Here is a 17,824-nt window from a genome sequence, read left to right as displayed (position 1 = left end):
GCATGTCAGCCCCCGTCGGGACGTAGGCGGTAGCCGACGCCGCGCAGGGTTTCGATGGCGTGCCGGCCGAACGGTTTGTCGACCTTCCCGCGCAGGGTGGCGACGTGCACGTCGATGACATTGGAGCGGATGTCCGTTTCGCCGTCCCACACCTCGTCGAGGATCTGGTAACGGGTCAGGCACTGCCCGGCGCGGGTGAGCAGCAGGGTGAGGATGTCGAACTCCCGCGCGGACAGGTCGATCTCCGTCTCGCCGCGGAACACCCGCCGCCGTGCGGGGTCGAGCCGCAGGTCACCCGCGCGGACCTCGGCCGCTGGCGGGCCGGCAGCCCGGCGGTGCAGGGCGCGCAGCCGGGCGAGGAGTTCGTCGAAGGAGAACGGCTTGGCCAGGTAGTCATCGGCGCCGGCGTCGAGGCCGGCGACCCGGTCGGGGACGCCGTTGCGGGCGGTGAGCATCAGCACCGGTACGTGGTTTCCCTGCTCGCGCAAGGTCCGGCAGACGGCCGTGCCGTCGAGCCCGGGCAGCATGATGTCGAGCACCACCGTGTCGTACGCGCCGGTGGCCGCGGCGAGCAGCCCTTCGGGGCCGGTGTGCCGGATGTCGACCGCGTGTCCGGCTTCGCGGAGTCCCTGGGCGAGCAGGTTGGCCAGCCGCCGCTCGTCCTCCACCACCAGGATCCGCACCCGGCTCCCTCCCTTCGGGTCGTCCCGGCTGCCTAGTGCAACACACCGTCGGTGATCTTCATCTGGGCTTCATGTCCGGCTGCCTACCGTCGGCACCTCGATCCGGACGGCGGAGGGACAGCATGAACACCCGGCTCTTCCTGCAGATCAACGACCTGGCCCGGGCGACGCCATGGTTGCACGCCCCGCTGGCCGACTACGCGAAGTACGGTGTGGTGCTCTTCGCCGTTCTGCTGCTGGCCGGCTGGTGGACCGCCCGACAGCGCGGCGCCGGACTGCCGGCGGCCGTCTGGGCGCCGCTCGGCATGCTACTCGCCGTGGCGGGGAACCAGCTGATCGTGTCCGCCGTGCACGAACCCCGCCCCTACACGACCTTGCCCGGCATCCTGGTGCTGGCCGACCGAAGCACCGACCCGTCGTTCCCGTCGGACCACGCCACCATGGCCGGCGCCGTCGCGGCCGGCCTTCTGCTGGTCAGCTGGCGGCTCGGCCTGCTGGCCGCGCCCACCGCCGGGGTGATGGGCTTCGCCCGGATCTACATCGGCGCCCACTACCCGTCCGACGTGCTGGCCGGCTTCGCGGTCGGCGCCGCCGTGACTCTCCTCGGCTACCTGATCGCCCGCCGCCCGATCGGCGCCGCTCTGGACCGGCTGGACCACACCCTGCTGCGGCCCCTGCTGCGGCCCGGCGGCACTGCGGGCGCCCACCAGTCCTCCCCGGCGCGCCCGTGACCATCGCCGGTTCCCTCACCAGCCTGGTCGCACAGCACGGCTATCTCGGGATCGCCCTACTCGTCGGGGTGGAAGGCTTCGGCATGCCCGCGCCGGGCGAGACGGCGATCATCCTCGGCGCCGGATACGCCGCGCACGGCGAGCTGGCCATCGTCGCGGTCGCGTTCACCGCGTTCCTGGCCGCGATGACCGGGGACAGCATCGGCTACCTGATCGGCCGCACCGGCGGCGGCGGATGATTCTGCGGCACGGCCGGTACGTGCGCCTGACCCCGGACCGGTTCGAACGGCTCGAGGCGGTGATGAGCCGCCACGGGCGAAAATCGTCGCGGTCGCCCGTTTCGTCGAGGGCCTGCGGCAGTTCAACGGGGTCATCGCCGGGGCCACCGGCATGCCGTGGCGACGCTTCGTCACCGCCAACGCCCTCGGCGCCGCTGCTTGGGTAGGCGTGTGGGCCAGCGCTGGCTACTTCGCCGGGGACCACCTGCGCGCCATCGAGGCGGAGCTGCACCGCTACCAGTGGTACGCGGTCGCCGCCGGAGCATTCGCCGCACTGGCCTACGTCGGGTGGCGGCTGACCCGTAGGAGTGAGCGTCCCTGACACGCCGGCTCGTTTCATGCTGGCTTCATGTGCGATCTTTAGCGTCCGGGCCATGAGCGATGTGCTGGCGGTCAACGCCGTCAACCTCACCAAAACCTACGGTCCCCTTACGGCCGTCGACGACATCACCGTGCAGGTCGCCCAAGGCGAGGTGTACGGGGTCCTCGGCCCCAACGGCGCAGGCAAGACCACGTTCCTGCGGATGCTGTTCGGGCTGATCCGCCCCGACGCCGGCACCCTGGAGGTCTTCGGCCGCTCCTGGCAGCGCCACGGCGTCAATTCGCTGACCGGCGTCGCTGGTTTCCTCGAGAGCCCGAAGTTCTATCCCGCGTTGAGCGGCCGCAGGAACCTGCGCCTGCTCGCCGGCCTCGACGGCGGTGACGCCGCCGCCCGCATCAACGAGGTGCTCGACGTCGTCGGGCTGACCGACCGGCAGCACGACAAGGTCCGCGGCTACTCCTTCGGCATGCGCCAGCGCCTGGGGGTCGCCTCGGCCCTGCTGCGGGACCCGCGACTGCTGGTGCTGGACGAGCCCGCCAACGGCCTGGACCCCTCCGGCATTCGCGACATGCGAGCCCTGGTCCGACATCTCGCCGACACCGGCCTCACCGTCCTGCTCTCCAGCCACGACATGGCCGAGGTCGAGCAGATCTGCGACAACGTCACCATCATGAAGGCCGGCTCGGTCGTGCACCACGGCTCCATCGCAGCGCTACGCGAGCTGGCCCCAGAGCAGGCCCACCGGATCACCACCACCGACGACGACCGGGCCGCCGAACTGGCCCGGGCCCGCGGGCTGGAGGTCAGCCCGGTGGATGACGGGCTGGCCGTCCGTGGACCCCAGAAGGACGTCGACGGGCTGATCGGCGACATCGTCGACGGCGGGATCGCGCTGCGCGGCCTCACCCGGGACGAGACACCGCTGGAGGCGCTGTTCTTCATGCTCACCGAATCCGCCCCCGCCGGCCCGACCACCGGCCTCGACGCCCCGACCGGAGCCCGCCGATGACCACCACCACCGCCGTACCCGCCGGCACGCCCACCGCCCGCCGCCGGCCCGGCACCGCCTCGGTGCTGCGCTGGGAAATCACAAAGGTGGCCGCCCAGGCCCGCAGCCGCGCCCTGCTGATCGGCGCGATCATCGTTCCGATCGCGATCGTTCTGATCTTCAACACCCAGCTACCGCCCAAGGACACCATCTACGGCCGGCACATCCACACCAGCGGCTACGCCGTACCGCTGTTCGTGCTCGCCTTCGCCCACCAGTGGGTGCTTCCCCTGCTCGCCGCCCTCGTCGCCGGTGACATCTTCGCCAACGAGGACCAGTACGGCACCTGGAAGACCATCCTCACCCGCTCCGTCAGCCGCACGCAGGTCTTCTGGGCCAAGACGCTCACCGCGGTCGGCGTCAACCTGCTCGTGCTCGCACTGCTCGCCGCCAGCACCATCACCACCAGCCTGCTCGTCGTCGGCACCCAACCGCTGCCCGGGCTGAGCGGCCAGCTCATCCCCGCCGGCAGCGCGCTACCCATCGTCATCGCGAGCTGGGCCACCGCCGTCCCGCCGGTCCTCGGCTTCACCGCGCTGGCGATCCTGCTGTCGGTCATCACCCGCAACCCGACGATCGGCGTCGCCGCGCCCGTCGTCCTCGGGATGATCATGCAGCTGCTCAGCGGCCTGGGCGGACTCAACAAGGCACGCCAGATCCTGCTCACCACGCCGTTCGAGGCCTGGCACGGGCTGCTCACCGCGCATCCCTTCCACGCCCCGATCACCACCGGCGCGATCGTGAGCGCCGGCTGGCTGATCATCTGTCTCGCCCTCGCCTACCCCTACCTGCGTCGTCGCGACATCACCGGAGGCTGACCGATGAACCCCCTGCGCACTTCCGTCCTGGCCGCCGGCCTCGCGGTTGCCGCCGCCGCCTCGCTGGCCGGCTGCGGCCAGCCCGACGTCACCAAGACCCGCCTCGAACGCGCCATCGGGCCCGCCTTCGCCAACCTCTACGTCCAGCGGGCGGACCTGCTCGGCGAGCCTGGCGTCACCGTCGCAGGCATCGGCGCATCCGCCGCCTGCGACCGCGGCGGCCCCGAGGTCGCCGACGTCGGCCCCGGCCCCGACTGGATCTGCATGATCCACTTCACTGACGACCACGGGCAGCCACAGGACGGCAAGTTCGAGGTGCAGGCCAAGGCCGACGCCACCTACGTCGCCGGCGGACCCTCGAAACTCATCGGCCAGGCAACCCTCACCGACAGCCACGGCCACGACGTCCCCAACCCCGTGTTCGAATTCGACGGCGCCTTCGACCCCGACCACTGAGCCGCCAGGAGACCCGAGACCGGCCCTGACCGAGCCGGCACAACAAGCTGCGCAGTCGGTCAAGTCCACGGCCGCGGGTAGCGCATCCGCCGTGCAGGAACAGAGCAGGACGGCTGCCCGCCAGGTCCAAGGCCGCGCGAAGGCCGAGACGATCTGCGGCGCTCAAGGGTGGGCATACAGCGCATAGCAATGTGGCAGCCGGATGGGCGGGCGGGTCACGATTACCCGCCCGCCCCCGATGAGCACGCACCTACAGCCCTCAAGGGCCCGCCCGTCACCGCCGGCGGCGGCTGGGCTCCGGGATGTTCGCCGCGACCTCCTCGTGGCGGACCTGCTCGTCGATCGGCCGGTCCTCGACCACCTCGTTCTTGGCCAGGCGGACCCGCTCGACCGGCACCCGGTCCTTGGCCACCACGGGACGTTCGGCGCGCAGCTGCATCTCCTGCTGCGCCTCACCCATGTCGGCACGAACGCTGCCCGCGTCCGCGGCGGTGATGGGCTCGCGCTCGACGTACACCTCGTCGTGCTCGACCGGCACGGTCGTGTGCACGTTCTCGGTGACCACGTTCTTGCAAAGTACCGCCTTGCCGGCGGGCTGGCTTTCCGTGCCCACTCGCAGCCGTTCCTCGGAGCGGATCAGTTCCTCGCGGCTTTGCGGGGCCTGCTGCGACTGCATCCGGTAGTGCGCGTACAGCTGCGCGGTCTGCTCAGCGTTGAGCGGAGTATTGGCGCCAGGCGGCACGCTCGGGGCCTTCTGGACGGTTGCCTTGTCGTAGACGACCTTCAGCCGCCCGTCCTGCATCTGCGCGTTCCCCAGCGGGCCATCGGCTCCTGGCGACCACCGGTTTGCACGCTCACCCAGGCCGGGTAGCCCGAAGTGGCCCATACCTGATCGACACTGCCGATCTTGGCACCCGACTGGTCCTGGACGTCCTTGCCGTACAACGAACGCACCTGCTGTTCGGTGAGTTGCATCGTCATCCTCCTCTCGGCCGTTACCGCTCGCGTACCCGACGACATCCGCGCGCCATTCCCCGCCCGGTCCCTACCTGATCCGGACGGCGGCTGGTCGGGCATAACGGTCACCGAGGGCACTCGCGGTCGACCTGGGGCATACGGGCACCGCTGCCGCGAGCCCGTAGGGCGTGGGGGTGGGTTCCGGCTCCGCGGCTTCCTGCCTTACTTGCGTCACGGGTAGACCCGCCATTGGCGGACCCTGCCCTTTCGCCGGTTGCGTTGGATCACCAAAACGGCAACCCCCGCGGCGGCGGCGAGGGCGGTCAACACGGCGGGTTTCCGTTGACTCCTCACCTGGTACGCCGAGGTGCGCATCACCTTGGCGCTGCTCGCACCTTTCTGGCCTACTGCCCGGGCTCTCTGGGCGGCTTTTCGGCCTGCCAGCTTCATGCTGCTCATGGCCTTCTGGCCAACCGGGCTCTGGAGGGCCTTGCGCCCCATGGCCGTGGTGCGCTGCATCGTCCGTTGGCTCACGGCCCTAGTCACCCCTACAGCTTTTCCACGTACCGCTTGTGGGGCCTGTACCGCCTGTTCCCGGACGCGGTTCGTAACCTGCGCGGCCGCCTCCTGCCCCCGTGCTTTCACATCAGCCTTGGCCGCCAACGCCTGAACAGTTTTATCGAGGTCCGCCCGCGTCTTCTGGATCTCCTCACGCCCCGCGCCCGCGTCCCCGCCCCCGCTCTCCGTGCTCATCCCCGTCCCCGATTCTTCGCCGCGTCGCGCACCACATCAGCGTCGGCACGAACACTGTCCACAGCCGCCTTCGGAACCGGGGGCATCGCCTTGCTCACCCGCTTCTTCCCCGAGAGCGCCAGCAGCCCGGCGATCACAAGCAATACGACCCCGACGACGAGCGCCGCCACCCACGCCGGCATGACCTCACCGAGGACCAACACGAACGCGGCGACAAGCGCACCACCGCCGTACAACGCCAGCGCCCCGCCACCGCCGAACAAACCGGCGCCGACGCCCACGCGCTTGCCCTTCGCAGTCATCTCCGCGCGGCCGCTGTCAACTCCTGACGAACCAGTCGAGAGATCTGCTCAGCGGCCCGCTGTACCAACTCCGACGTCGCGTCTCGGCAGCGCTTTTGGGTGGGCTGCCGTCCGCACCATCCCCCATAACCTCATCCTTTCCCATCAACGCACCGCTGGGCCTCGCCAGATCTCTCGCTGCAGGCGCACCCGAGACGCCACCCACCGATGACCTCCTGGGTCGCCGCGCCACGTCGCCCCAACCGCCCCGACTGGCACGGCTCTGTGAACGGCAGAAGCCGGGGGCTTCAGACGCGGCCCGCCGGAGAGACGGTCGCGCTGCTTCCGTCAGCCGCGCTCAGCGGCGGCACCGTCACATCCGGCATCCTCACACCCGCGTCGTTCGGCGCCGCATCAGTGCGAGTCGACGCCAGCATGGAATCGCCGCCCCGGTCGGCGGCGGTGCTGAACGGATCGTCACGGTGCCACCCCTTTGAACGCCCTATCGCTGTCGCACCTGCTGCCCCTACAACGGCACCGGCCGCGAAGACCCCGGCCATCACCGGCCAACGCTTGCGCGACAAGCGCGGTCGCCTTTACATGTTCCGCCTCCTCATGATCGTCCACCGATTTTGCAAGCCAGTCCCTCGCGTGCCGCAGCGATCCGACGGAGAACTCGATCAACACGCGCCTGAGCGGGTTTGAGGCGTCCTCGTCGCACCGTTGACCCCTCGTCCAACGACCGCCACCGCCCCCACCGCTATAGGCGATCCCACCCATCAGCTCTTTTCGGCCAAAACGCCCCGCACCCGCCCATTCTCTACCCGCAACACCTCCACTGGCACGGAAACGGCTGACGCTCATCGCCGAAACGGCATTGCCCGCCCCTCCGTGACCGGCGAGACCGGCGAGAGCGGCGTCGGCGTCGCGATGGCCGATCCGCTGGCCAGGACCCTCTCGCGGTCGCTGTGATCCACCTGCGCAAGTCGGACTGCGCCGGCAGGGTCGGAAGCATCAGGGCAGCCCGCCAGAGTCGGAGCTCGGCTCCGGGCGTTGCCGCACGGTCAGGTATACGCCGAAACGATCCGGGGGTACGGGGCCGGACACCGGAAAAACTGGCCGGTATCGCAAGTGAGTCATTGAAGACCACGCCGAGGGGGGTCGCGTCCGTGCACCAGGATCCCTCGGGCCGAGACGGCCGGCGGCATACGGTGGCGGGGGAAGCCGAGGGTGGCTGGCAGGGAAATACAAAGAGTGCTCGTCGTCGGCGCGCCGTTCGGACACGGCCACATGCGGGCAGCCGAGGCCATCGGCCGTCTGCTTCGTCAGCGCAATCCTGACCTCGAGGTGGCGGTCGAGGACATGTCCGGTCATCTCTTCCCGCTGCTACGCCTCGATCGCGCGTTGCGCACCGCCTACCGGTGGTCCACCAGCCGCTTCCGCGGGCATCCGCACCACGGGCTTTACCAGATTGCAGCGCGGCAGTGCACGGCGCCCGCCGCGATGACGATCACGAGCCTGACATGGGCCGGGAACGCATCCGATGGTATGCCTACCTACATCTCTTCGACGCTGACGGGCGTCACCGCAGATCCGAGATTTCGCTGATCGGCATCGCACCGAACTTGCGAGGCGAACTCGGCGAGCAGGCTGAGCGCCGCCTGACGGCACTGCTCGATCAGCTGTCTGACCGCCAGCTCACCGACATCTCGATCCGGCCGTTTCACATGCTCTACGATGGTGTCACGTTCGGTCTGATCGACGAATCCGATGTCGAGCGGGGCGACTGGGTTGAGTTGTACCCAGACGGTCTCGGGTTCTCCGAGCCGTGGGACGGGCTCTATAGCACCTGACCGCGAGCAGGTGTCGTCTACCAGCAAAGTCGGCTTGGTCGCGCGCGACGCGGCATGAGAGCGCGGGCTCGACGACGCAGCCGGACGGAATCACAGCATCCTGCTCTCGGCACCCCACAGGTAGAAGGCAGGGACACCGCGCTGCAGTCCCAGTCGGTAGATCCCGACTCCATGCACCGGCACTGCATCCCCGACGTGCGGCGCCTGGATGGTAGCGGCCTTCCGTATCAATTCCTCGGCGGTAAAGGAGGTCCCGTTGTCCGCTCGCACGTGGACACCAGCCTTCGAGCCGCCTTTGGGACCGAACGGGCACAGGTACACCTCAGGCGTCTGCAACCCTGCACCGTCCGGGCGGCCGGTGGTGGCGCGGAACTCGGCAGCCCAGGCCGGTGTCTGCGACACCTCGGCCGGCCAAGACAGCCTGGCGCTCTGCGCGACGGCGAACGGGAGGTCAGGACGATGGACCGCCCGCTCGTCGGCCGCCAACGGCTCCGACCGCACGAACGTTGCCTTCTCCGCCAACACGGAACTGTGCACGACGTAGTAGCTGACACGCCCCTGCTTGATCTTCTGAAGGTCCGCCAGTCCCCAGTTGCCCAAATGCGACCACCAGGCGTCGTACATGACGACAGCACCGTCGTGTACGAGTGCACGCATCAGCCCGTCGCGGTCCGGCCACAGGAACACGGCTCCAGCTTCAACCCATGACGGATCCACGGGCGGACCCTACCGGCACACCCCAGAACCAAACGTCCGCTCATCGGCAAAGTCGGACGTTGCGGGAGCGGGGCTGAACGCGCGCATCGCGGCAGATCCGTGCGTTCCTCACCGTCACCTTGCCGACCCTTCGGGCCGTTGCTGGTCTCCGAGTGCTCGACGGGGCTGCGTTGCACCGGATGGGGTACGGCTCCGAGTCGCGATCTCCTACCGGCCGGTGGCACCGTCGATGAGCTCTCGCAGGATGTCGGCGTGACCGGCATGCCGGATGGTCTCGCTCGTCATGTGGGCGAGCACCCAGCGAAGCGTACGAGGCGCGTCACCGACCGGCTGCGCGGTGAGGAGGTCGGGGCCAGCGGCTGCGATGATGTGGGCGTCGCTGTCGGCGATCGCGGTCCGGTAGCCGGCGATGATCTGTTCCGGGGACCGGTCCGGCTCGACCACCATGTCGAAGTCGACGTCGGCGTAGCGCGGGTCGCCGGCGAACGTGTAGCCGAACCAGTACCGTTCGGCGTCGGTCAGGTGCTGGACCAGGCCCAGCAGTGTGGTGTCGGAGACGACCAGGCGGCGCCGCAGCTGCTCCTCGTTCAAGCCGGCGACCTTCTTCAGCACGCATGATCGAGCGAAGGACAAGAAGGCGAGGGTGGTGTCGAGCTCGCCACCGTCGTTGCGCGGTACGGCTTCGCGTTGGGATTCGATCATGCCCTGACCTTACGTACTGTCATCCGGGAGAGGCAGGCGGGGACGTCATCCGTGCGGTACCGACCAGACGCCCGCTCATCGGCACGAGCGCGCGCAGTGCGGCAGATCCGGACGTGGAAATAGACCATGACCGTGTTGATATACCAAGGTCGTACGCGCTGTTAAGTCTGGCCCTGGTTCAGACTGGTCGGACGTCGAGGACGTGCAGCTACAAGCGCGGTCCCTGGCTTGTTTCACCGCGGTGCACGAGTGGTGCGCGGTCACCCTGGAGGGCGGCCGTCAACTGATCCAAGCCCAGCGAACCCAGCTCCAGGGCCTGACGATGGAATGCGCGCCGGTCGCCGGGGAAGGACGAGCGGCCTGCCAGCCACACCCGCTCACCCACCTTGTAGGCCAGCGCCTGCCCTGGCCGGCCCAGGTAACGCGCGAGCTCGGCGGACGCGTACGGCCCCTGGTGACAGCGGTCCCGCAGCAGCTTCAGCGCAGCATCCGGTGTCCACAATGCTCTGTCACCAGACGGCATCGGCAGCCGCAGGTGCAGGCCGATGTCGACCACAACCCGTGCCGCCCGCAGCAGCTGCATATATAGATACCCCAGTCGAGCACCCGGCTGTTCATAGAGCCCGAGCTCGTCCATGAACCGCTCGGCGTACAGTGCCCAGCCCTCCTGGCTGCCGGAGAGGCCGCCGAGCAGGTTCAGCCGCTGCCCGAGGCCTCCCCGGCAGACCTCGGAGCCGAGGTGGAGGTGGTGGCCGGGAACGCCCTCGTGATAGGCGGTGCTGTAGGCGTACCAGGTGGGGAAACTCGCTGCGTCCTCGGGGAGGGACCACCAGACCCGGCCCGGCCGCGTCAGGTCCCGCGACGGCCCGGTGTAGGCAATGCCGGACGACGTGGTCAACCGCGACTCGATGCGCCGCAGCGGGGCGGGGATGTCGAAGTACACGCCGTCCAGTCGCTCGGTGGCGGCCTCCAACAGCTCCTGCAGCCACGCGGCGAACGCCTCCCTGCTGTGCAGCGTGCCGGGCGCGTCGGGGCCGGCGAGCCAGGCGAGCACCTCTGGCACACTCCCGCCCAGGGCCTTCGCTTCCGCGATCAGCTCTGCCTCGATCGCGCTGAACTCGTCCCAGCCCCAGTCGTACAGCTCGCGCAGGTCAGGCTGGGCCGCGAGGAAGGTGCGCACCCAGAGTGCGTACCGCTGCTGCCCGAACGCTTCCTCATCAACGGCCCGCGGTGCTAGGTCCGAGGTCAGCATCTCGGCCAGTTTCTGGTACGCCTCTCGCGCGCCCGTCGCTGCGGCCTGCAACGACGCCCGCTGACGCCCCACGCCGTAGCGATCCACCAGGGCGACATCGTCGTCGATCCAGTTGCGGCAGCGCTGCGTCACGAGCTCCACTTGACGCCGCGCCGGCAAATTGCCGCGCTCCGCGGCAAGTAAGAGGCTGCGGGCATACCCGTCCAGGGCCGCGGGGATCGCGGCCAGGCGCGCGCCGACACGAGCCCAGCCCTCCTCGTAGGCCGCGCCCTCGGCGCCGCGGCCGGGAACCGCGGCCTCGACGGCCTGGCGGATGAGCTGGAGCGGACCGGTGGCCGCCGCGTGCAGTTCGCGCAGGTCCTCCCCGGCGTCATGGAAGGCGATACGCGCATGCAGCCGTTCGGCGAGGTGGGCGTGCAGCGGGGTCGCGGCCGGCAGTACATCACCCAAGATCTCGAGCTCGCGCAGGGCGCGGGCCGCGAGATCGGTGCGGGCCTGGTGGCCCTCCGGGCCGTAGTCGGTCAGCCCGTCGACATCCTGCTCGCCAGCCTCGACGACCGCTGTGCAGGGGTCGAGACCGGCCACGTCGCACAGGAGCCGATCCGCGAAGTCCTCGATCATGGGGGGCAATGCTAGGGCCTTGCCCTAGCTGCGGTGGTGCGAGCCTGCATCGATCGCGGCAAGCGGTTCAGAACCATCTGACAACTTCCGCTCATCGGCACGACCGGACGGCGGATGGCTCAAGCGATCGTGACGCTCCGCAGCGCACGGTCCGCGGCAAATCCGGATGCCTGGTCCGAGCGCGTGCGAGTTGCCATCAATCGGGGTCAGGTTGGGGTCGCTCGCTGGCTGTCGCGAAGATGCGCGCATAGATCTGATCGATGACGTCGTTCTTCGCCAGGCTGTAGTCGCTGGTTCGATGGGCGGTATCCCGCGCGAGGCGCCGCTTGGTCGCGGCGTAGAGCTCCCGGTCTTCTGGATGCGAGCGCAGCCAGTCCCGGAAGAGCCTGTGCCTTATCGGTTCGGGCGCGTCCCGCGGCCAAACGTGAAGATTGATGTCTTCCGCAGGGCCAACCAGCATCCTATGCCCGTGCCACCACGGCTGTCGGAGAACGAGTCGGTACCCGATCCCTTCAAGGGCGGGGATGTAGCGGGACTCGTCCGTGGTGTCTTCAAGTAGGAGGTCGATGTCGATGATGGGCTTGGCTGCCAAACCCGGCACCGATGTGGATCCTACGTGTTCGGTGTTGAGGACCAGGTCGCCCAGGGCCTCCTTGAGTAGGGAGCTGACAGCAGCGTATCGATCAGCCCAAGCCGGGTCGTAGTCCTCGACGACGATGGACTGCCAGCTCCTTGGAGGCTCTTCTACCAGGCCGGCAGCTATTTGCTCAGGGGTGGCATGGAAGCGCTGTATGACTTCCTGCGGGTACTCAGCCAACCCAACCTCCGGAAGAATAGAAGTCGGCCAGGATACGACACGGGGATCGCTGAAGCGAGCCGGTTCGTCCGCTCATCGGCAGATCAGGATGCCGAGCGGTAGCGGTCGCCGCCACGCTCCGCCACGCGCGGATCGCGGCATGTGCGGACGACTAGTCAGGATCTTCGTGATCGGTCGATCTGGTCCAGGAGCTTGTCCGCGCTGGGCGTGCTTGAGGAGGCGAAGCGCAGTCGCTGCGAAACTGTCGTGTTGTCGGAGCGATGACGACCGGCGTCCCGGAAAATTCTTCAAAGAAGTCCGGGAGGGGGTGTCGGTTCGGGGCGGTGGTGTTCGTAGCAGGGGTGAGGCCGCCCGCAAGGGGCGGCGCCAAGGTGAAGGAACCGCGATCATGAAGCTGACGACCATGACCCAGGTCACCCTCGATGGAGTGATGCAGGGAAACGGCGCCGCGTCGGATGACCGCAGGAACGGATTCGAGCGCGGCGGATGGGCCCGGGGGGCGGGTGACGACGAGACCAGGACGTTCATCACGCAGACCTACCAGCGCGCCGACGCGTTCCTGTTCGGCCGGCGCACCTACGAGTTGTTCGCCGGCTCCTGGGGATCAATCGACCAGATGCGCGCACATCCCATCGGCGTGGCCTTGAACGAGGCCCCCAAGTACGTTGCCTCGACCACGCTCACCGCGCCGCGTTGGGAGGACACGACCGTTCTCCGCGGTGACCTCGCGGCGGCCATCAGTGAGCTGAAGGCCAAGCCCGAGGGTGAGCTGCAGGTGCACGGCAGTGGCGCCCTGACCCGGTGGCTGCTGGAGAACGATCTGGTCGACGAGATGATTCTGATCGTGATCCCGGTGATCCTCGGCCAGGGCGCGAGGCTGTTCCCGGAGACCGGTCCGGATCTTGCGCTCGACCTGGTCGAGTCGCGGGTCGACTCGAAGGGCGTGTCGATCCAGGTCTACCGGCCGGCCGGGCGCCCGCGGTATGCAACGGCCTGAAGTCCCTGACCGCCGAACCACGCTGTCTCAACACCACAGGAGATGATCTTCAGATGCAGTACCTGGTTTCCGTGATCGATGACAAGAGCAATCCCGGCAGCACGGACAGGCAGCCTGCCATCAGCGCGTTCAACGAACGACTGATCGCCGAGGGCTACTGGGTTTTCGCGGGCGGACTCGCAGACACCACCGCGGCCACGGTCATCGACAACCGGGGCGAGCAGGCGGTGTTCAGCGACGGGCCTTTCGTGGAGTCGAAGGAGTACCTCGCCGGCGTCTGGGTGTGGGAGGCCCCCGATCTGGATGTGGCGCTCAAGCTCGCCACCGAGGCGTCGAAGGTCTGCGATCGGAAGGTCGAGGTGCGGCCCTTCCTGTGAACAGGGTCGACGTCCGCGAGGCGGTCACCCGGGCCCACCACGAGGAGTGGCCCGGGTGGTCGCCTCGCTGACCAGGCGGTTCGGTGACCTCGACATCGCCGAGGAGGCGGCGGCCGAGGCGTTCGCGACCGCCGTGCAGCGGTGGCCGGCCGACGGCGTGCCCCCCAACCCCGGCGCCTGGCTGACCACCACCGCCAACCGCAAGGCCATCGACCGGATCCGGCGCGAGAACAAACGCGACGACAAGCACAAGGAGGCTCAGATGGTGTACGACGACGACCCGCCCGAGCCTCTCGGCGCCATCGACGACGACCGGCTGCGGCTGATCTTCACCTGCTGTCACCCGGCGCTGGCGATGGAAGCCCGCGTGGCGCTGACACTGCGCATGCTCGGCGGCCTGACCGTGCCCGAGATCGCCCGCGCCTTCCTGGTGCAGGAGACCACCTTGGAGCAGCGGATCACCCGCGCCAAGGCCAAGATCAAAGCGGCTCGGATCCCTTATCGGGTGCCGTCCGCGGAGGATCTCCCGGCCCGCGTCTCCGGCGTACTCGCCGTGCTGTATCTCGTCTTCAACGAGGGCTACCTGGCGACCGGCCCCGACACCGATCCCGTACGTCAGGACCTGACCGCCGAGGCGATCCGGCTCACTCGCCTGATCCGCGCTCTGCTGCCGGAGGACGGTGAGGTGGCCGGGCTGCTGGCGCTGATGCTGCTCATCGAGGCCCGCCGCCCCGCCCGGGTCTCGGCCAGCGGCGAACTGGTCACCCTCGACGAGCAGGACCGTGGGGCCTGGGACACGGCGCTGATCGCCGAGGGTCACCGGCTCGTGCGCGAGCGCCTCGCCGCTGCCGCCGCCGGGGTGGCTCCGGGCCGCTACCAGATCCTCGCAGCGATCAACGCCGTGCACACCTCCGCCCGCGACATCCGCGACACCGACTGGTCGCAGGTCGTCGCCCTCTACGACCAACTCGTCCACCTCGACTCCTCGCCGATCATCGCCCTCAACCGGGCCATCGCGGTCGCCGAGCTCGACGGCCCGCAGGTGGCACTGGCGGCCGTCGACCGTCTTGAGGACAAGCTGGCCGGCTATCACGCCTACCACGCGACCCGCGCCGACCTGCTGCGCCGGCTGGGCCAAAGTCAGCAGTCGCGCGCGGCCTACGACAAAGCCATCGAGCTGGCCGGCAACACCGCCCAGACCGCCAACCTGACCCGCCGCCGCGACCAACTGCGGTAGCGCCCACGAATCCCGATCGAAACCCCGCGCGCAGCGGCGGCCGGCCCCGACGCAATCAGATCGGCCCGATACCCGCATGAGATCGTCAGCTTCTACGGTCGGCACTGCACTGTCATCGGCAGATCCGGTTGCTCACCGACGAAGGTCAGCGCCACGGATGCGGCACATGTGTTCGTTCGTGGTGCAGGAAGTCGCGCGGCGCGGGCGCCAGCTCAGGGAAGGTCGGGATCTGGGTGCTCGGCCACGAAACGCTCGCCCGTTTCGTCGTCGACCAGCGAGTTGTCGACCAGCCATTCAACAGCCCGCCGCTTTGCGCGCACGCCGCGGAAGGCGTACCACGCTGGCAGTAGGTGCGGATACTCCGCATGCAACTCGTTCTTGAACCGCCGGAAGGCGCCCTTGCCCTGGATCGCTCGCGCGAGTCTGCGGCCGGCCGCCGCATCACTGATCCTCTCGGCAAAGTCGGCCATGTCCTGGTACCAGACGTAGGACGGCAGCGGATCAATACCGACCAGGTCGAGGTCGTCAAGGTCGACGGGCGTGTGCCCGTCGATGCCGCCGTCCGTCGTCCAGAACACGATCTCGCCGGTCTGCGGGTTGATCAGCCATCGGTGCTCGTAGTCGGTCTGGTCCTCGAGCGCGGTGGCGATCTCCTCCAGGTCTAGCCTGCCCAGGTCAAGCATGCGGCCACCATAAACCCGCTCCTGCCCGCGCTTCGACCCGTGACCAGCGGCATGACCGGTCACGCTAGACCGAGCGAGCAGCGCTAGCATGACAGCCTGTTTGCGCCGTGACCGCAGCCACTTCCGCATGCGGCAATCTCACTCACTCGGGGAGTGGGCGCGAGAAGGCTGGCGCGCGTAAGGTCGGCTCGACCGCCGGCCTTCGCGAGACTAGGACGGGGCCCGACATGGACCAAGGCACCCGCGACGAGCTGCTCGGCCGCCTGGCTGAGGCAGTCGGGTCCGTCACAGTCGCACGCCCGACGCGGGTTGCCATCGACGGACCGCCCGCCGCAGGCAAGACCACGCTCGCCGACGAACTGGCCGTCGCCTTGCGCACACAGGGCCGCCACGTCATCCGCGCGACGATCGACGATTTCCTCTTCCCCCGGGCACAGCGCTATCCACGCGGCGAGTACTCGGCCGAAGGCTGCTACCTCGACACCCACAACTACGACGCGCTGAACCGGGTTCTGCTCGATCCGCTCGGCCCAGGCGGAGATCGACGCTTCCAACACGCGGTCTACGACCGCACAGCGGATACCGCGCTGTCCCCGCCGGTCACGACTGCCCCCGCCGACGCCGTACTGGTCTTCGACGGCGTCTTCCTCATGCGCCCGGAACTGATTGATCGGTGGGATCTGCGCATCTTCGTGTCGACCGCGCTCGAGAAGACCGTGGATCGTGCCGTGATCCGAGAGCGCCGGGTGTCATCTCGGGCCGAAGTCGAACGGCGCTGGCGCGAGCGTTACATCCCCTCCCAACAGCTCTACTTCGCTACGGTCCGCCCGACCGATCACGTCGACATCATCGTGCACAACGACGAGCCCCAGCAGCCGGTCTGGGAATCCCAACACGCTGACCGCACTCAATTGGGCACGTCGGTGCGCCGCCGCCCTTGGACGGCCGGCTGCGCTCCGTGACGCGCGGTCCGCGGCAGAAGAGGGCACCGACGGGGACATCGAACCCATCAAATCGACGATCCTCCGACTCTGCTGAAGGCGTGCGCGAGGCGGTAGGGACCAGCAGCCGCCGTCGGGGCGGCGACCAACAGTTGGCATGATGGGCTCGTGACCGAGCCGGTGTTTCGATACCACCCTGATCCCTTGGCCACGGGCTCGGCGGTGCGGGTTCAGCACGAATGCAGCGTCTGCGGTCAACTTCGGCAAATTCGCTACCGGGGACCGATCTACGGTAGACAACCCGAAAGTCTTTGCCTGCACTGTATCTACTCCGGGGAGGCTTCCAGGGCACTCGGCGTCGTTGCCGCCGACACGGAGGGCAGCGACATCCTGGACATGCCTGCCGAGTTCAGCGACGCGGTCGACGTGCCTGACGACGTGCCGCACCACGTCATCGAGGAGATCACTCGCCGAACCCCCGGCTTCACTGGTTGGCAGCAAGAGTCATGGCTCTACCACTGCGGCGATGGCGCGGCCTTTCTCGGCCCGGCTGGCTACCGCGATGTCGAAACTCATCCGGACGCCCTGAACATGCTTCGCGCGAGCCACCGGCAACTCGGCTGGTCATCCGAGGAAACCGAAGAGTTCCTGCACCGGCTCGACCGCAACGGTGAGCCCACCGCGTATCTGTTCCAATGCCTGCATTGCGGGACTCACCTCGCGTCCTGGGATATCGGCTAACCGCGCCTTATCGCCGAGACGCAGACACACTATCTTCGGCAGATCCGTGCGCTGAGTGCCGCGATCCATCCGTTACACGGCGTGACGCGCGGATCGCGGCAGAAGCGGATGCTTGATCTTAGCGACGATGTCCCGATCTTATGCTCCTCGCCGCATGGGGCCATTTTCAAACTGAGGACCAGCTATACGACAGCGGCGTCGCACCCGCGCGCTACCATCGCCGCGATTCGCCGACGGGAGGGGTGCGCATGGCCCAGGACCACGTCATAGCGTTCGTCGATAGGGGGCGGGTTCAGCTGGTGGAAGCATTCGCCTCGACGAGTTCGGTGAATATCTCGGAGGGCTTCTTCCAACCGTGGATCTTACGCGGTCGGTTGTTGATCTCGGAAGCGACCATCGCGAGGTATTTCGGGTCGGAGGTGATCGGGACGCCCTTGGGGAAGTACTCGCGCAGGATCCGGTTGGCGTTCTCGTTGCTGCCACGTTGCCAGGGTGAGTGCGGGCGGGCGAAGTAGACCGGCAGTCCGGCGGCGGTGATCCGGGCGTGTCCGGCCATCTC

General features: G+C 68.4%; 22 protein-coding genes and 2 pseudogenes. 13 read left to right on the top strand and 11 right to left on the bottom strand.

Annotation, left to right across the window (positions count from 1 at the left end; all coding sequences use genetic code 11):
* Positions 1–5: 5 nt before the first annotated feature.
* A complete protein-coding gene (locus JNW87_RS10215) occupies positions 6–683 on the bottom strand; it encodes a response regulator transcription factor (RefSeq protein WP_109802129.1) in 678 nt (225 codons plus the stop codon).
* A 122-nt stretch (positions 684–805) separates the two neighbouring features.
* Between JNW87_RS10215 and JNW87_RS10210 the strand changes: the two genes are divergently transcribed.
* The 6 genes from JNW87_RS10210 (at position 806) to JNW87_RS10185 (ending at position 4,336) form a co-directional block, all read left to right on the top strand.
* Positions 806–1,414 carry a phosphatase PAP2 family protein gene (locus JNW87_RS10210; protein WP_238453560.1) on the top strand — a complete coding sequence of 203 codons (609 nt, stop codon included), beginning with the start codon at positions 806–808 and terminating at the stop codon, positions 1,412–1,414.
* Entirely contained in the window at positions 1,411–1,653 is a 243-nt protein-coding gene (locus JNW87_RS10205) for a DedA family protein (RefSeq protein ID WP_238453559.1), read from the top strand. Before JNW87_RS10210 ends, JNW87_RS10205 begins: the two co-directional genes overlap by 4 nt.
* 82 nt (positions 1,654–1,735) lie before the next feature.
* Positions 1,736–2,014, top strand: coding sequence for a VTT domain-containing protein (locus JNW87_RS10200; RefSeq protein ID WP_309233929.1), 279 nt, complete (start codon positions 1,736–1,738; stop codon positions 2,012–2,014).
* Between the two features lie 52 nt (positions 2,015–2,066).
* Positions 2,067–3,023 carry an ABC transporter ATP-binding protein gene (locus tag JNW87_RS10195; RefSeq protein WP_238453558.1) on the top strand — a complete coding sequence of 319 codons (957 nt, stop codon included), beginning with the start codon at positions 2,067–2,069 and terminating at the stop codon, positions 3,021–3,023.
* Positions 3,020–3,880, top strand: a complete 861-nt coding sequence (locus JNW87_RS10190) for an ABC transporter permease (RefSeq protein WP_238453557.1) — start codon at positions 3,020–3,022, stop codon at positions 3,878–3,880. Before JNW87_RS10195 ends, JNW87_RS10190 begins: the two co-directional genes overlap by 4 nt.
* Before the next feature lie 3 nt (positions 3,881–3,883).
* Entirely contained in the window at positions 3,884–4,336 is a 453-nt protein-coding gene (locus JNW87_RS10185) for a hypothetical protein (RefSeq protein ID WP_109802125.1), read from the top strand.
* Positions 4,337–4,610: 274 nt separating this feature from the next.
* On the opposite strand, the gene JNW87_RS10180 is transcribed toward JNW87_RS10185, so the two are convergent.
* The 4 genes and pseudogenes from JNW87_RS10180 to JNW87_RS10165 form a co-directional block, all read right to left on the bottom strand.
* Positions 4,611–5,138: a YsnF/AvaK domain-containing protein gene (locus JNW87_RS10180; protein ID WP_161557840.1), complete on the bottom strand. Its 528-nt coding sequence runs from the start codon at positions 5,136–5,138 to the stop codon at positions 4,611–4,613.
* A complete protein-coding gene (locus JNW87_RS10175) occupies positions 5,120–5,311 on the bottom strand; it encodes a PRC-barrel domain-containing protein (protein ID WP_161557839.1) in 192 nt (63 codons plus the stop codon). Before JNW87_RS10175 ends, JNW87_RS10180 begins: the two co-directional genes overlap by 19 nt.
* Before the next feature lie 213 nt (positions 5,312–5,524).
* On the bottom strand, positions 5,525–6,046 hold the full coding sequence (locus JNW87_RS10170) for a DUF3618 domain-containing protein (RefSeq protein ID WP_109802123.1): 522 nt from the start codon (positions 6,044–6,046) through the stop codon (positions 5,525–5,527).
* Positions 6,043–6,416, bottom strand: a pseudogene (locus tag JNW87_RS10165) (phage holin family protein). Before JNW87_RS10165 ends, JNW87_RS10170 begins: the two are co-directional and overlap by 4 nt.
* A 1,165-nt stretch (positions 6,417–7,581) precedes the next feature.
* Here JNW87_RS10165 and JNW87_RS10160 point away from each other — a divergent pair.
* Positions 7,582–7,935, top strand: a complete 354-nt coding sequence (locus JNW87_RS10160; RefSeq protein WP_109802121.1) for a hypothetical protein — start codon at positions 7,582–7,584, stop codon at positions 7,933–7,935.
* A 17-nt stretch (positions 7,936–7,952) separates the two neighbouring features.
* A complete protein-coding gene (locus tag JNW87_RS10155; RefSeq protein WP_109802120.1) occupies positions 7,953–8,180 on the top strand; it encodes a hypothetical protein in 228 nt (75 codons plus the stop codon).
* Positions 8,181–8,270: 90 nt separating this feature from the next.
* On the opposite strand, the gene JNW87_RS10150 is transcribed toward JNW87_RS10155, so the two are convergent.
* The 4 genes from JNW87_RS10150 to JNW87_RS10135 form a co-directional block, all read right to left on the bottom strand.
* Complete coding sequence (locus tag JNW87_RS10150) at positions 8,271–8,867, bottom strand: hypothetical protein (protein ID WP_109802119.1); 597 nt, start codon at positions 8,865–8,867, stop codon at positions 8,271–8,273.
* A gap of 237 nt (positions 8,868–9,104) precedes the next feature.
* Entirely contained in the window at positions 9,105–9,599 is a 495-nt protein-coding gene (locus tag JNW87_RS10145; protein WP_189197145.1) for a DinB family protein, read from the bottom strand.
* Between the two features lie 208 nt (positions 9,600–9,807).
* Entirely contained in the window at positions 9,808–11,472 is a 1,665-nt protein-coding gene (locus JNW87_RS10140; protein WP_238453556.1) for a DUF885 domain-containing protein, read from the bottom strand.
* Between the two features lie 196 nt (positions 11,473–11,668).
* The gene (locus JNW87_RS10135) at positions 11,669–12,289 is read right to left on the bottom strand and encodes a GrpB family protein (RefSeq protein WP_201749667.1); all 621 of its coding nucleotides are present in this window, start codon (positions 12,287–12,289) and stop codon (positions 11,669–11,671) included.
* Positions 12,290–12,677: 388 nt separating this feature from the next.
* On the opposite strand from JNW87_RS10135, the gene JNW87_RS10130 reads away from it, so the two are divergent.
* From JNW87_RS10130 to JNW87_RS10120, 3 genes and pseudogenes are all read left to right on the top strand, one after another.
* Positions 12,678–13,286: a dihydrofolate reductase family protein gene (locus JNW87_RS10130; protein ID WP_238453555.1), complete on the top strand. Its 609-nt coding sequence runs from the start codon at positions 12,678–12,680 to the stop codon at positions 13,284–13,286.
* A gap of 53 nt (positions 13,287–13,339) precedes the next feature.
* Positions 13,340–13,663 (top strand): YciI family protein, encoded by a 324-nt coding sequence (locus tag JNW87_RS10125; RefSeq protein WP_109799574.1) that lies wholly within the window; start codon positions 13,340–13,342, stop codon positions 13,661–13,663.
* Positions 13,660–14,900 (top strand): annotated as a pseudogene (locus JNW87_RS10120) (RNA polymerase sigma factor). Before JNW87_RS10125 ends, JNW87_RS10120 begins: the two are co-directional and overlap by 4 nt.
* 212 nt (positions 14,901–15,112) lie before the next feature.
* Here JNW87_RS10120 and JNW87_RS10115 read toward each other — a convergent pair.
* Positions 15,113–15,583 carry a UPF0158 family protein gene (locus tag JNW87_RS10115; RefSeq protein ID WP_109803808.1) on the bottom strand — a complete coding sequence of 157 codons (471 nt, stop codon included), beginning with the start codon at positions 15,581–15,583 and terminating at the stop codon, positions 15,113–15,115.
* 227 nt (positions 15,584–15,810) lie between these two features.
* Between JNW87_RS10115 and JNW87_RS10110 the strand changes: the two genes are divergently transcribed.
* Together JNW87_RS10110 and JNW87_RS10105 are read left to right on the top strand one after the other, a co-directional pair.
* On the top strand, positions 15,811–16,545 hold the full coding sequence (locus JNW87_RS10110) for a cytidylate kinase family protein (protein WP_236648197.1): 735 nt from the start codon (positions 15,811–15,813) through the stop codon (positions 16,543–16,545).
* A 147-nt stretch (positions 16,546–16,692) separates the two neighbouring features.
* Entirely contained in the window at positions 16,693–17,265 is a 573-nt protein-coding gene (locus tag JNW87_RS10105) for a CbrC family protein (protein WP_238453554.1), read from the top strand.
* A 292-nt stretch (positions 17,266–17,557) separates the two neighbouring features.
* Here the strand turns inward: JNW87_RS10105 and JNW87_RS10100 are convergent.
* Positions 17,558–17,824, bottom strand: a 267-nt coding sequence (locus JNW87_RS10100) for a transposase (RefSeq protein ID WP_375373489.1), incomplete at its 5' end; no start/stop codon positions are given.

Source organism: Micromonospora sp. ATA51 (genome assembly GCF_016802855.1).
Lineage (GTDB): Bacteria > Actinomycetota > Actinomycetes > Mycobacteriales > Micromonosporaceae > Micromonospora > Micromonospora sicca.
Note: the sequence above shows the minus strand (reverse complement) of the source record. Positions and strands in the feature narration are given on the sequence as shown.

What these genes read in the sequence shown, in the direction of transcription:
- JNW87_RS10210 (WP_238453560.1), top strand. Translation starts at nt 806, where the DNA reads ATGAACACCCGGCTCTTCCTGCAGATCAACGACCTGGCCCGGGCGACG.
- JNW87_RS10195 (WP_238453558.1), top strand. Translation starts at nt 2,067, where the DNA reads ATGAGCGATGTGCTGGCGGTCAACGCCGTCAACCTCACCAAAACCTAC.
- JNW87_RS10190 (WP_238453557.1), top strand. Translation starts at nt 3,020, where the DNA reads ATGACCACCACCACCGCCGTACCCGCCGGCACGCCCACCGCCCGCCGC.
- JNW87_RS10185 (WP_109802125.1), top strand. Translation starts at nt 3,884, where the DNA reads ATGAACCCCCTGCGCACTTCCGTCCTGGCCGCCGGCCTCGCGGTTGCC.
- JNW87_RS10180 (WP_161557840.1), bottom strand. Translation starts at nt 5,138, where the DNA reads ATGCAGGACGGGCGGCTGAAGGTCGTCTACGACAAGGCAACCGTCCAG.
- JNW87_RS10175 (WP_161557839.1), bottom strand. Translation starts at nt 5,311, where the DNA reads ATGCAACTCACCGAACAGCAGGTGCGTTCGTTGTACGGCAAGGACGTC.
- JNW87_RS10170 (WP_109802123.1), bottom strand. Translation starts at nt 6,046, where the DNA reads ATGAGCACGGAGAGCGGGGGCGGGGACGCGGGCGCGGGGCGTGAGGAG.
- JNW87_RS10145 (WP_189197145.1), bottom strand. Translation starts at nt 9,599, where the DNA reads ATGATCGAATCCCAACGCGAAGCCGTACCGCGCAACGACGGTGGCGAG.
- JNW87_RS10140 (WP_238453556.1), bottom strand. Translation starts at nt 11,472, where the DNA reads ATGATCGAGGACTTCGCGGATCGGCTCCTGTGCGACGTGGCCGGTCTC.
- JNW87_RS10130 (WP_238453555.1), top strand. Translation starts at nt 12,678, where the DNA reads ATGAAGCTGACGACCATGACCCAGGTCACCCTCGATGGAGTGATGCAG.
- JNW87_RS10125 (WP_109799574.1), top strand. Translation starts at nt 13,340, where the DNA reads ATGCAGTACCTGGTTTCCGTGATCGATGACAAGAGCAATCCCGGCAGC.
- JNW87_RS10115 (WP_109803808.1), bottom strand. Translation starts at nt 15,583, where the DNA reads ATGCTTGACCTGGGCAGGCTAGACCTGGAGGAGATCGCCACCGCGCTC.
- JNW87_RS10110 (WP_236648197.1), top strand. Translation starts at nt 15,811, where the DNA reads ATGGACCAAGGCACCCGCGACGAGCTGCTCGGCCGCCTGGCTGAGGCA.